Here is a 13,359-nt window from a genome sequence, read left to right on the forward strand (position 1 = left end):
CGGGCAGCAGCGGTCCGTCGCCAACCACCAGCAGGTGGACTCCGGCGGCAACGGATTCCGGCAGCAGCTGCAGAGCGTGCAGCAGGGTGGCGATATCTTTTTCCGGGGCAATCCGGCCTACATATAACAGTACCAGCGGGTCGGCAATTCCATAGCGCTCCCGTACGCTGGCAGCTTGGCGTTTATCCGGGGAATACTGCCGGCAGTCAATGCCTCTGGACCAGAGGCGCAGCCGTTCGAAGCCCTGCTCCCGCAGAATCTCTGCCGTTTCCCGCGACGGGGCAAAGGTGGCACCGCAGGAGCGGTGGAACCATTTCATGTACCTCCAGTAGAGCGGAACAATCCGGCGCATGCGGTAATATTCAAGGTAACGGTCAAAATGGGTATGGTAGGAGGCTACATGGGGCAGGCCTTGCCTGTGTGCATAACGGAGGCCGCACAGGCCGATGTTGAACGGGGTAGCCATATGCAGCAGATCGGGTTGAAAAGTGTTCAGCTGGCTCTGAATGGAGGACATGCTCGGGAGAGCCAGCCTGCACTCCGGATAGAGAAAAAAAGGGATACTTGCAACAGGACGGACCGGATCGGGGTAGCTGTCCTCGGGGGCGGACTTGGGCGTGAACAGTAGATGCTCAATCCCCCGGCGGTTCAGGTGACTGGTTAACTGGCCAAGCGTGCGGGCAACGCCGTTGGTTTGCGGAAGAAACGTGTCCGTGAATAAAGCCAGGCGCATGGAATCCCTCCCTGTATGTTACTTGCCCTAATCTTATCAGGCGAATATTTCAAGGGCGTTAACCGGAGGTTAAACAAAACACGGTGGACAAAAAGTAATTCCAAAACATTATAAAATCTTTATTTTCTCTTGATAAGCTGTGTCCAGACAAGCAAGAGAGGATGGGATTAGATGCAATACATTTTGGAGACGAAGCACTTAAACAAGCGGTTCAAGCGGCAGCAGGCCGTGGAGGACGTTTCACTGAAGATCCCGGCAGGCACGGTATACGGGCTGCTTGGGCCCAATGGGGCAGGCAAAACGACGACACTGAAAATGATTACAGGCCTTCTGCGCCCGAGCGGGGAGAGATTCTGCTTGGCGGCAAGCCCTGGGAAAGAAAGCAGCTGGAGCGGATCGGCGCATTGATTGAATCTCCGGCGCTGTACGGGAATCTTACGGCCCGGGAGAACCTGACGGTGCATACCAAGCTGCTGGGGCAGTCTGCGCAAAGAATCGATGAGGTGCTGCACACCGTGGATTTACAGGAGACCGGCTCCAAAAAGGCCTCCCAATTTTCCCTCGGCATGAAACAGAGACTGGGCATCGCGATTGCTCTGCTGAACCGCCCGGAGCTGCTGATTCTGGATGAGCCGACGAACGGGCTGGACCCGCTCGGCATTCAGGAGCTGCGGGAACTGATCCGCTCCTTTCCGGCGCAGGGCATCACGGTCATTCTCTCCAGCCACATTTTGTCCGAGGTGGAGCAGATTGCCGACTATATCGGCATTATCAGCGGCGGGCGGCTGGGCCATGAGAGCATAATACACAAAGGCGAGGATCTGGAGACCCTGTTCATGCAGGTCGTTGCCCGGAACCGGGAACAGGCGGGGGTGCACCATGCTTAATATCTTCCAGTCTGAGCATTTAAAATACAGACGCAGCTTTTCGGTAAAGCTGGTCTGGGCGGCCCCGCTGTTTTTTGTTCTGTTCGCGCTCGTTGCACTGCTGTATCTTCCCAAAGGACAGAGCCTGCCGGGTGACCTGTTTCTCGGTATGGTGTTTAACTGGTGGCCGTTTATATTTGTGCCGCTCGGCACGGCGCTGCTCTGTGCTCTGGCTGAGGTTAGGGAACGCAAGGCCGGAAATTACCGCGGCCTCCGGCTGCACAATGTCCGTCCCGGAGCATTATGGTTCGGCAAAATCATAGTGCTGGCCTACTATATGCTGCTGTCCTCCCTGGGAACTATTGCTGCTGCTCTGATTGCCGGCCTGCTGATTACGGATGCAACCCTTCCTGTTGAAAAGGTTGTGGTTGCCAGCCTGCTCACTTGGCTGGTATCGTTAAGCCTCATTCCGCTCCAGCTGCTGGCAGCGGCGTGGAAGGGCATGGCGGCATCTGTCGGGCTGGGTATTGCCGGTATGTTCGCCGGTGTAATTGCCGCACCCGGGCCGAACTGGCTCTATGTTCCATGGAGCTGGGCCCTGCGGCTGATGTGTCCGGTAGCCGGTGTGCATCCGAACGGGGTCCCGCTGGAATCCGGCAGCCCGCTGCTCGAACCCTCGGTGATTCCGGAGGGAATTGCCGTATCCCTGCTGTTTTTTGCGGCCAGCTCCTGGCTCACGGGAGTGTGGTTTGCCCGGAAAGAGGTGAAATAGCGATGCTGCTGCGGTTACTATCTTCTGACTGGCTCAAAACAAAGCGGACGCCGGTCCGCTGGCTGACGGGGGCCGCCATTCTGGGCTATCCTGCGCTTCTGCTGTGGTATTTCGCCCGCCCTGCGCGTACGGCGGAGCTGCCCTATGAGATACATCAGGCCTTTTTTCAATCGGCCAGCATTATTCTGCCTGTCGGCATAGGGTTGCTGGCCGGACTGCTCGCGGCCCAGGAAGAGAACGCCGGGCATTTCAACGGCCTGCTGGGGCAGAGCGCCCCCAGAACGCTGATCTATCTAAGCAAGCTGCTGCAGCTGGTTATGCTGGTGACGGTATTTCTGTTCGGCTCTATGCTGGTGTTGTTATCCGGGATGCGCTACCTGCTGCATATCGAACAGCCTGGCATCGGGATATTTATGCTCAGCGGCTTACTTGCACTGGCGGGCAGTCTGGCCCTGTGCGTGCTGCATTTGTTCCTGGCGCTCGCCTACGGGCTGGGCGCTTCCGTTGGAGCAGGAGGGGCGGGACTGCTGGTTGCCGCCATCATCGGCACTACTTCCATAGGCGACGCCATCTGGCCTTGTGTGCCATGGTCCTGGCCGGCGCGGCTGGCTGGACTTCCAGCCTTGGCTATGCCCGGGCTTACGCTGCCGGAGGGTTTTACGTTATCCGGTTTTTTACGGGATCAGCTGTTCCGGGACTCGTTCCGGCTTGTGCAGTATTCATGCTGGCGGCCGTTTGTAGTATACTATGGTTTTGCAGATGGGAAGGCCGCAAAAGCTATGAGTAACAAAAGACAGGAGGAATAAGGTGAGCAGAATTCTGATCATCGATGATGAGGTGGCCTTGGTTCTGCTGCTCACCGATGAGCTGCAGGCCAAGGGGCATGAGGTGCTGGCCGCTTACGACGGCAACGAAGGGGTCAGGCTGGCGGACAGGGAGCCCGATTTGGTAATCCTCGACATTATGATGCCGGGGATGAACGGCTTTGAGGTCTGCCGCAGCATCCGCGATCGGGTAAGCTGCCCGATAATTTTTCTGAGCGCCAGGCAGTCGGAAGCGGACCGGGTCCGGGGGCTGACTCTGGGCGGCGATGATTATGTGATCAAGCCGTTTGGCCTCCGGGAGCTGCTGGCCCGGATTGAGGCCAATCTGCGGCGGGAGGAGCGGTCGCGGCAGAAACCCCAGCAGCAGAGCCGGCTGCGGTTCGGCAAGCTGGAGCTAAGCCTTAAGGAACGGCTGGTCAGCGTGGCAGGAGAGCCGGTCGCGCTGACCCGGCGGGAATACGAGATCACCGAGCTGCTGGCGCTGCATGGCGGGCAGGTGTTTTCGCGCGAGCATATTTATGAAAAGGTGTGGGGGTATGATGCCGAAGGGGATGCCTCCACCGTGGTGGAGCATGTCAAGAAAATCCGCGCCAAGCTGGCCGCTGCCGATCCATCCGGCGATTATATCTCTACTGTATGGGGAATCGGCTACAAATGGACAAATCCGTAAGCAAGGAGCTGCCGTATGAACAAAAGACCGCTTAAAACCCAGTTTCAGCTGGCTTTTACCTATATTATCCTGGCCAGCGTAGTGGCGACGGTAATTACCTATGCATTTGCCGTGCTGCTCTTTATGCGGGTGGAGAACAAGCTGGTCTATCCCGCCAATCATTATGAGAAACGCCTGCCTGCCATCGAAAGCTATATTCTGCAGCAGCAGACGGCACTGCTTGCCTCTTCAGCCAGAACGGCGCTGGAAGCGGCGATACCGGGTGAGGGCATCACCTACCAGGTGGTGGACAGGAATGGGGACAAAATATATGGCTCATTGGAGAAGGTGAATGTTTCCGGCCGCACGGAGCTGTACAAGCGTCTGAATACGACCACCAGTGTTCAGGGAAGATATGTGCGCACGGTGCCGATCATCGATGGGGAAGGTGCTGTCAAAGGGGCGGTGCTGCTGTCCTATGCCCTGAAGCCTACCTATGTGAATGAATCCGGCAACTGGTGGCTGACGGTGATTTTTATTGGCGCACTGGTGTCGCCTTTCCTTTATATCATCCTGTTCGCCCTGCTCTTCTCGCGGGTGTTGTCGAACAACATCAACAAGCCGCTGCGCCTGCTGATGGAGGCTGCCCGCAAGATTAAAGAGAAGGACCTTGACTTCGAAATCGGCTATCATTCGGACAATGAGCTGGGCCAGCTGAGCAGCGCTTTTGACGAAATGAAGACAGAGCTGGAGAGCTCGCTTTCGGCACAATGGCGGATGGAGCAGGAACGGGTGGAAATGGTCGAAGCGCTGGCGCATGATCTGAAGGCTCCGCTCTCCATCATCCGCAGCTACACCGAAGCGCTGATGGATTCAGGAGGGACGGACGATGAAAGGCTGCAGCGCTATCTTGGCGTGATTCACGAGAATGCGGGCAAAAGCAGCGAACTGGTGCGGCAGATGCAGTATACCTCGGATATGGAGCGGACGGATACCGTACTCCATGCGGAGACTTTTGAGCTGGCGCCGTTTCTGGAACGGAAAATCAAGGCTTACGGGCTGGAGGCGGGCCAAAAAGGGATTGACATCATTTTGCGGATGGAAGACGCGGCAGGGATCTGCCTTTACACGGATGCAGAGCTGCTGGAGCGTATTCTCGACAATGTGGTGATGAACAGCCTGGAATATACACCAAGCGGAGGTTCGATTTCGGTGTCCGTTACCCTGCGCGGCAGCCGTGTCTTGTACGAAATCTGTGATACCGGCCCCGGCTTCAGCCGCAGGGATCTGGAGAAGGCTGTTCAGAAATTCTACCGGGGAGATGACGCCAGAGCCAGCAGGGACGGTCATTCCGGGCTTGGCCTGTACATTGCAAAACAGCTGGCTGCCAAGCTGGGCGGTTCGATCCGCCTGAGCAACACGCCGGAGGGCGGAGCCTGTGTGGCGGTGGAGCATGAAGGCGGCAGGCCGATAAAGGGATAAGTGTCAGCGGTTAATATTCCGCAAACATTTGCTTAGAACCTCCATAACGTTTCCCGTGTATAATCTGTCCAAGTGAATCCGAGCTCACTTGGCCTGGAAATCTGATTACACGAGAGGGAAATGACCAACATGAACAAATCTGCGGTACGCGCTTGGCTCATGTATGATTGGGCAAATTCAGCCTATGCGACAACGGTATTGGCAGCGGTACTGCCAATCTTCTACAGTTCGGTGGCGGCCAGCGGCCTAAGTGAAAATACGGCAGCATCGTATCTCGCGTATACTCACGCCATCGGGATGGCTCTGGTCGCGCTGGTGTCTCCGCTGCTCGGCTCCATTTCCGACCTGTCGGGCCGGAAAACCAGCTTTCTGACGGCATTTGCACTGCTCGGCATCGTCTCAACGATGGGCTTCGCCCTGGTCGGAGAGGGGGACTGGCTGCTCGCTTCCGCGCTGCTGGTACTCTCTACGCTTGGATTTGCCGGCAGTCTGACCTTTTATGACTCGATGCTGCCAGACCTGGTGCCCTCCGGGAAAAGAGACAATGTCTCCGCTAAAGGTTATGCTCTTGGTTATGTGGGCGGCGGGGTGCTGCTGGCGGTCAATCTGCTGATGATTCAACAGCCGCAGCTGCTGGGCATGAAGGATACGCTAGCAGGAACACGGCTCTCCTTTGTAACTGTCGGATTGTGGTGGCTGATTTTCTCCATTCCGGTCATCCGCCGTGTGCCTAATCTTCCCCGGCAGACCGCCGGCTTAAGTGCTGGCGGATACGTCCGGGCAGCCGCCCGGAGAATCGGCGGTTCAACCCGTGACATCAAGCGTTATCCGCAACTGGTCCGGCTGATCGCTGCTTTCTGGTTCTACAATGACGGGATTAACACGATTATTCTAATGGCTACGATTTATGGAACGACGCTGGGGATCGGCTCAAGCGACCTGATTCTGGCGCTCTTGATCACGCAGTTTGTCGGTTTTCCAAGCACAATCATGCTCGGCAAAACCGCAGAGAGGCTAGGTGCCAAACGGATGCTTCTGGTCTCGCTTTTCATCTATGTGCTGATTGTAATCCTCGGCTTCGGCATGACCCGGGCTGTGCATTTTTATATCCTGGCGGTTATGGTGGGCCTGGTTCAGGGGGGAAGCCAGTCGATTTCCCGTTCCCTGCTTAGTGATTTGATGCCGCTGAAGCGCACCGGTGAGTTTTTTGGCTTTGTGAACATTACCAGCAAATTTTCTTCGATCTTTGGCCCGTTTGTCTTTGGGCTGGTGGGGCAGCTCACCGGGAATCCAAGACTTGGCATTCTCTCCCTGCTGCTGTTCTTCGGACTGGGGATTATGATTGTGCTGAAGCTCGATGTGGAGAAGGGGAAGCAGGACGCGCTGCAGGACGGAGATCCGCCGGTCCCGCCAGCTCCGCCGCGTATTCCGGCACATGCGGCAGCAGAGGTATAACCGCTGAATGGCTATCCACGGACTCAGGTGCTGCCCGGAGATAAATAAGCTTTGCACAGAGAGGTCTTCTTGACACCTGCCACTGCGGAAGCGGCAGGTGTTTTGCGGCTGCAGCAAAAAACAGACCTCCCTGCGGAGATCTGTCCAGCGTATGTCCTATATGGATGGTTTACGCCATACACTTACGTCTTTACGAGATAATACCTGCCTCCCAGATCGGCTCGGCATACAGATTCTTAAGCTTGCTGCTGCACTCTTTGCCTGTATCGTAGGAACGGTCGCCCAGCACCTGCTTGAAATGCTCCAGCGCGCGGGCAGCTTCGGCCGGGACCGTGCTGTTCAGCCACGAAGCCAGAGCGCGCAGCACTGTCCGGCCTTCCGCAAGCGCCTCCTCCCACAGGTCCCAGACACTTTCCGTCCGCACCTCGGAATAGAGCGCCGAATGCCGCCACTCGCCGTGTTTTTCGTTGAGGTAATCGAGCTTCTCTTCGGCAGGGGACAGCTGCTGTGAAAACAAGCGGCGGGCCTTGCCCCGGAGCAGCGATTTCTTCCACCCCTTGGGATCGTATAACCATTTATGCGCCAAAATCATGTCGAGGTATGCCTCATGCCAGATTTCAGAAGGGAGGCGCCGGGACTCGGGATACCAGTCTGACGCTGTTTCGCGGAGAATCATGTGGATCGGGAAGGGCAGGCGGGAGCCCACATTGATTTTTTTCCAGGCCGCATGCCGCCAGGTATCCAGCTGTTTCCGCCGCTTCATGAACAAAGTGTCAAGGACAATCTCAAAACGCTGGTGATTGCGGTGCTTGTAGCCCGCTTTCCAATTGATATAGGGATGAAGGTTGCGGTCCAGCAGATGGTGGGTAAGGAAGCCCAGAAAATATTGCTGCGCCTCCTTCAGCTCACCCGAGGGAAGGGCCAAAGCCCGCTGCCAGAAATCAACCAGTACAGGTCCGCAGTTTTCCGTGTGCATAAGGTCACCGAGGCGGATGGCCCGGGTATCCTTTTTCCAGGGCAGAAAGCTGTGGTACAGCAGGAAATCCGGTCCCTGGCAGCCCAGGTGGTACAGCTCAGGACGGTTTTTCCTCTCCGCCAGAAAAGGGAAATCGCGGCTGAATTCGTCCGCCAGCTGCTGCCCATACTCCAGATGCATCCAAATGTTCGGCATTCATTTCACCCCTCTTGATCGTTGTTACCCTCAGCATACAGGCTTCATGTTAAAAGAGATTAGATAATGCTCAAGCGGATTGTAATTCTCTTGATGAAGCAGGAAGGAAAACCGGCGCTGCCCGTGGTGCTTCACCTTTAGGTTACTCCTCACCCTAGTCAATTTCAAGAAGTACAGCAATCGGGAAGAAACTCCTGCTGCTGTTTCATGCTATAATCGAGCGGTAAACACTCAAATTAATGCAGAGGTGATCAGAGAATGGGATTCAAAGCAGGCCAGCTTTTTGTCAATTTGCCGGTAAATGATCTGCAGGCTTCGATTAACTTTTTTACCGCACTTGGTTTCGAATTCAATCTGCAGTATACCGATGAGAACGCCACATGTTTGATCATCAACGACAACACGTTTGCCATGCTGCTGACCAAAGAGTTCTTTAAGACGTTTGTCTCCAAGGAAATCGCCGACACCTCCAGCCACACTGAGGTCATTATGGCCTTCTCCGCTTCCAGCAGAGCAGAGGTGGACGAGCTGGTGCACAAGGCGCTGGCCGCAGGCGGCAAGAAATATAATGATCCGGTCGACCACGGATTCATGTACAGCTGGAGCTTCCAGGACATCGACGGGCATCTGTGGGAAACCATGTATATGGAAGAAGACACGGCAGAGAACGCGTAAACATAGAGAATACGATGTCAAAAGACAGCAGGCCTCCTGAGACGGGAGGCCTGCTTTTTTGGATGGCTTGCGTAAGAATTCGATAAAATTGTGCGGCTTACAGCTTAGCCGGATGGCAGCTGGCATTCAGGAATATAGTGAATGCACACGTTAAATATCCTTGAATTTCAAATTATGAAAACGCTATAATTGAAAATGATTACATAATTGAAGGAGTCTACCTATGAAAAAAGGCAGAATGTTCTACAAGATATTTATTCCCATTCTGACTCTCGGCATCGGTCTGGTCATCAGCTTTGGCAGTTATATTTACTTAACGACCATCCATTCGGTCATTGACAGGGTCGCGGACAGCAAAAAAAGTCTGATCACCCAGATCAAAAACACGCTGGAGCAAAAAATCAAAACGATTGAATATGCTTTCAATACTTACAGCACCACCAATTCCTTCCGTGAGGTCATCAAAAATCCGATCACGGAGCGGGACTTTGAGGCCTATCGCGATATTAATTCCCAACTTAACTATATTGCCTCCATGGGAATGGACGGCGTTGAATATTCGCTGATCAGTCTGGTGAAGGACTGGCAGATTTCCGATGGCCGGTTGTCTTATTTAACGGAGGATGGCAAAAAGAAGCTGTCCGCAAGCTACATCGGCAACCAGAGCAAGTCCCTGTTCTGGATTAAGACGGATACCGGCATCCGTTTTGTCAATACGCTGCCCGTCTTCTCACAGAAGAAGCAGGCCATCGCTCTATCGGATATTTCGCTGCAGTCGCTGCAGCACACCCTGCAGACCGAAGAGAACACACCCGTATACCTGCTGAACCGGCAGGGGGATCTGCTCTATGAATCCGAATCCGCCCCCAGCTTGAACGGGGCCCAGCTGAACCGCATTACAGAGACCGCCGGCAGCTTGAGCCAGACGGGAAGTGTGGTGCTGGAGAAGGTGAAGCATCAGGAAGTTACGGCGATCTACGCCAAATCTTCCTATAATAACTGGATCTATGTTACGCTGCTCGACGAGCAGGAGATAGCGGATGCCCTCAAGACCACACGCTTCGGCTTGTTTATGATGGTCCTGGTCATTACGCTCCTGATTGTGATCGTGGCCTATGTAATCGCTGTTTATTTCAACAAGCCGATCCAGAAAATCCAGCGGCGGCTCTCGGGCAGCACCCAGCCGGTGCTGAAGAATGAGATCGACTGGATTATCAGCTCCATCGACAACATCCTTCTGGAGAAGGAAAGCCTGGAGGATTTGCTGGAATCGGAGCTGCCGCAGCTGGAAACCCAATTCATTCTCAATCTGTTCCACAGCCGGATTACGGCGGAGGAGCTGGATCATAATATGTCCCGTTTCGGGTATTCCCTTGCCCAAGGCACGGTGTATGCAACGCTGCTGATTCAGCTCGACAATTACGGGGAACGGCAGGCCAGCGACAAGGATCTGCTGCTCGTTGCCGTGAACAGGCTGGTGGAAGAGCTGATTCCGGATTCACGGCGGATGATCCCGATTCTGTTGAATGACCGGACGCAGGCCACGATTCTGATCTTTGAGGGTGGCAGCGGACCCGGAAGCCGCAAGCAGGTGCTTGAGGATGCGAAGCGGATCGTCACCACAGTCAGGGATATCCTGAAGCTGTCGGTCAGCGTTGGGATCAGCGATTTTTACGCTGATCTTACCTTCAGCAAAGAGGCCTGTGAGATGAGTAAGCAGGCGCTGCATCACCGGCTGAATCTGGGCAAGGAATCTATTATTTTCTATGAGGATATTTCCAGGGTAATCTCGGGTCCGGTGCTGCTGCATTATCCGGCGGAGCTGGAGTCGCAGCTGTTCGATGCCATCCGGCTTGGGCATGAAGAGCAGGTGTCGCGAACGCTCTATCCGCTGCTGGGTGAAATGATGAAGCATAGCAAGAACCCGCTTAATTTCGAGGTGATGCTGATCCGCTTCGTGAACAATCTGATCCAACTGGAGCAGCTGATCGGCGTGGAGGTATTGTTGACTGAGGATAATTACGCCCTGTATCACCGCCTGCTGGATATCCGCAACCCGGAGGAAATTGAGCGAATCCTGGTGAAGGAAGTCATTCAGCCGATGGTTGCCGCTATGAAGGAGAAGACCACCCGCCAGTTCCGCAGCCTGTCCGAGCAGATTGCGAACATTGTACGCACCGAATATGATCAGGATCTGTCGCTGGAGCTGATCGGTGAGCGCCTGCATTACAGTCCGAACTACTTAAGCAGCATCTTCAAGAAGGAATTCGGCATGACCTTCAGTGAATATGTAATGGGCTATCGGCTGCAAATGGCCAAGAAATGGCTGGTGGAGACCGAGATGACGATTAAGGAAATTGCAGAGCGCCTCCAATACCATAACCCGCAGAATTTCATCCGCTCCTTCCGCAAGAAGGAGCATGTCACACCGGGTGCTTACCGTGCCTTGAGACAGGACAAATGAAGCGGGATTAGCCCGCCAATCATGAAAATTAAAAAACAGCCAGCTGCCATTTACGGAAGCTGGCTGTTTTTGTGCCACTGCTGAAGAATGCGGGCTGCCGGTTGTTCAGCCTTTGACTGCTCCCAGGAGGGCGCCTTTGGTGAAATGCTTTTGCACAAACGGATAAGCGATCAGCATCGGCACAGTAGCTACAACAATAACGGCCATCTTGATCGTCTGGGCCGGCGGGATGACATCGACCGACGTGCCTTCGGCCTGCATCCCGCTGGAGACGATGACGATCTGGCGCAGCAGGACTTGAATCGGCCATTTCGCGGAATCGGTGATGTACAGGATAGCAGTCATGTAAGTGTTCCAGTAAGCTACGCCGTAGAACAGGGACAAAGTAGCGATGGATGGCAGTGCCAGCGGCAGCATAATTTTGAGAAAAACGCCAAAGTCGTTGGACCCGTCAATTTTGGCCGATTCCTCCAATCCCTCTGGAAGTGCCTGAAAGAAATTGCGCATGATGATCAGGTTGAAGGCGTTGATGGCGACCGGGAAGATCAGAGACCAGTAGGAGTCGATCAGCCCGAAGGCTTTGACCACTAGAAATGTAGGTATCATCCCCCCGCTGAACAGCATGGAGAACACGACGATAAAATTAATGATATCGCGGCCTGCCAGATACTTTCGGGACAGTCCGTAGGCCATCAGGGCAGTCAGAATCATGCTTACTGCAGTTCCGGCAAGAGTGACGCCGATGGATATGCCAAGGCCCCTGAAGATTGTGGGGGTAGACAGGATATAACGGTAGGCATCCAGGGAGAAGGTGGTCGGGAACAGAATGAATTTTTTCTCCACAACTTCCCGGGTTGAGGCAAAGGAACTGGCAAACACGTTGACAAAAGGTAAAAGACAGATGAGGGCAATGAATGCCAGCAGGGTGGTGTTGACTATGGTGAACAGTTTGCTGCCCATAGTTTCTTTTTTTAATGAAGATTGTGCCATGCGGTTATCCTCCTTGTTATCGTTTCAAAGACACTGTATCAGGGGGCCTGCATTCCGTATATAATCATTAGCTATGGCTTTGTCCAGGGCGGAAGAAGCAGGCGGAATCCGGCATAATCCTTATGTGCGATCGGTATCCCTGCATGGGGTGAGCTTACGGAAAACGGCATAACGGCGCGGCTTCGTAGCCTAGAGTAACTAATGATTATTTACGTAACAGGCAAAGGGCCGTAATCTGGGAAGCGTTACAGAAATGCGCTCAAGGAGGACGGTAGGGTGGAAGAAGCAAAGGTCACCACGATGAAGATGAAAGTGACGCCGGAAAGGAAAAAGCGGACGAAACATAGCCTGCTGAGTCTAAAAAGAAACAAGTTATTGTATTTGATGATACTTCCCGGATTTTTGTATTTTGTTATTTTTAAGTACCTGCCTATGGGCGGGCTAATCATCGCTTTTCAGGATTACCAGCCTTTCCTCGGGATTACAGGCAGTCCCTGGGCCGGACTCAAGCATTTCATAAGGCTGTTTACAGAGCCCACCTTTTTTATGCTGCTGAAGAATACGCTGATTCTGTTTGCGCTGAATATCGTGATTTTTTTTCCGCTGCCGATCATTCTGGCGCTGATGCTTAATGAGGTCAGGCATAAGATGTTCAAAAATGTGGTCCAGACGATCATCTACATTCCGCACTTTCTCTCATGGGTCATCATCGTTTCCATTACTTATGTATTCATGAACGTGGACGGCGGGGTATTGAATGAGATCATTGCCGCCATGGGCGGACACAAAATCAGCTTCCTGACCTCTCCCGAATGGCTGCGCACCGTTTATATCGGCCAGATTATCTGGAAAGAGCTGGGCTGGTCCACGATTATTTATCTCGCGGCTATTACCGTCGTAGATACACAGCTGTACGAGGCTGCGGAAATGGATGGAGCGGCACGGCTGCGCACGACCTGGCATGTTACCCTGCCGGCGATCCGTCCGGTTATCATTACTCTGCTGATTCTCAAAATCGGACATACCCTGGATCTGGGCTTCGAGCATATGTATCTGCTGATCAACTCCCTGAACCGGGAGGTCGGGGAAATCTTTGATACCTATATCTATACCGCCGGTCTCAAGAACGGCCAGCTCAGCTTCAGTACGACGGTTGGCCTGTTCAAAGGGGTTGTGGGGCTGATCCTTGTTATGCTGTCGAACAAACTGGCGAAGAAAATCGGGGAAGACGGTGTCTATTAAGCAGAGCCGCACTTTTGAATTCGTACCCACGCCAAT

The 13,359-nt window shown here is 54.0% G+C and carries 10 protein-coding genes and 2 pseudogenes; 9 read left to right on the forward strand and 3 right to left on the reverse strand.

Annotated elements, in window-relative coordinates; translation table 11 throughout:
* Positions 1-16: 16 nt before the first annotated feature.
* A pseudogene (locus JI735_RS20960) lies at positions 17-733 on the reverse strand (glycosyltransferase); the annotation flags it as partial.
* Positions 734-904: 171 nt separating this feature from the next.
* Here JI735_RS20960 and JI735_RS20965 point away from each other — a divergent pair.
* The 6 genes and pseudogenes from JI735_RS20965 (at position 905) to JI735_RS20990 (ending at position 6,781) form a co-directional block, all read left to right on the forward strand.
* Positions 905-1,620 (forward strand): annotated as a pseudogene (locus JI735_RS20965) (lantibiotic protection ABC transporter ATP-binding protein).
* Positions 1,613-2,371, forward strand: coding sequence for a lantibiotic immunity ABC transporter MutE/EpiE family permease subunit (locus JI735_RS20970; RefSeq protein WP_039835022.1), 759 nt, complete (start codon positions 1,613-1,615; stop codon positions 2,369-2,371). The pseudogene JI735_RS20965 and the gene JI735_RS20970 overlap by 8 nt, the downstream one beginning before the upstream one ends.
* Positions 2,372-2,373: 2 nt before the next feature.
* Positions 2,374-3,177: a lantibiotic immunity ABC transporter MutG family permease subunit gene (locus JI735_RS20975; protein ID WP_202676387.1), complete on the forward strand. Its 804-nt coding sequence runs from the start codon at positions 2,374-2,376 to the stop codon at positions 3,175-3,177.
* 1 nt (position 3,178) lies between these two features.
* On the forward strand, positions 3,179-3,865 hold the full coding sequence (locus JI735_RS20980) for a response regulator transcription factor (RefSeq protein WP_039835020.1): 687 nt from the start codon (positions 3,179-3,181) through the stop codon (positions 3,863-3,865).
* Positions 3,866-3,880: 15 nt separating this feature from the next.
* Positions 3,881-5,326 (forward strand): sensor histidine kinase, encoded by a 1,446-nt coding sequence (locus tag JI735_RS20985; protein WP_039835019.1) that lies wholly within the window; start codon positions 3,881-3,883, stop codon positions 5,324-5,326.
* A 129-nt stretch (positions 5,327-5,455) separates the two neighbouring features.
* Complete coding sequence (locus JI735_RS20990; RefSeq protein WP_039835018.1) at positions 5,456-6,781, forward strand: MFS transporter; 1,326 nt, start codon at positions 5,456-5,458, stop codon at positions 6,779-6,781.
* A gap of 190 nt (positions 6,782-6,971) precedes the next feature.
* Here the strand turns inward: JI735_RS20990 and JI735_RS20995 are convergent, their stop codons facing one another.
* Entirely contained in the window at positions 6,972-7,952 is a 981-nt protein-coding gene (locus JI735_RS20995; protein ID WP_039835016.1) for a zinc dependent phospholipase C family protein, read from the reverse strand.
* Between the two features lie 258 nt (positions 7,953-8,210).
* On the opposite strand from JI735_RS20995, the gene JI735_RS21000 reads away from it, so the two are divergent.
* Together JI735_RS21000 and JI735_RS21005 are read left to right on the forward strand one after the other, a co-directional pair.
* Positions 8,211-8,627 carry a VOC family protein gene (locus JI735_RS21000; protein WP_039835015.1) on the forward strand — a complete coding sequence of 139 codons (417 nt, stop codon included), beginning with the start codon at positions 8,211-8,213 and terminating at the stop codon, positions 8,625-8,627.
* A gap of 223 nt (positions 8,628-8,850) precedes the next feature.
* Positions 8,851-11,091, forward strand: a complete 2,241-nt coding sequence (locus tag JI735_RS21005; RefSeq protein ID WP_039835014.1) for an AraC family transcriptional regulator — start codon at positions 8,851-8,853, stop codon at positions 11,089-11,091.
* 105 nt (positions 11,092-11,196) lie between these two features.
* On the opposite strand, the gene JI735_RS21010 is transcribed toward JI735_RS21005, so the two are convergent.
* On the reverse strand, positions 11,197-12,081 hold the full coding sequence (locus JI735_RS21010) for a carbohydrate ABC transporter permease (protein WP_039835013.1): 885 nt from the start codon (positions 12,079-12,081) through the stop codon (positions 11,197-11,199).
* Positions 12,082-12,381: 300 nt separating this feature from the next.
* Between JI735_RS21010 and JI735_RS21015 the strand changes: the two genes are divergently transcribed.
* A complete protein-coding gene (locus JI735_RS21015; RefSeq protein ID WP_039835017.1) occupies positions 12,382-13,323 on the forward strand; it encodes an ABC transporter permease in 942 nt (313 codons plus the stop codon).
* Positions 13,324-13,359 lie beyond the last annotated feature (36 nt).

This window comes from Paenibacillus sonchi (genome assembly GCF_016772475.1).
In the GTDB taxonomy this organism is placed as follows: domain Bacteria; phylum Bacillota; class Bacilli; order Paenibacillales; family Paenibacillaceae; genus Paenibacillus_AQ; species Paenibacillus_AQ sonchi.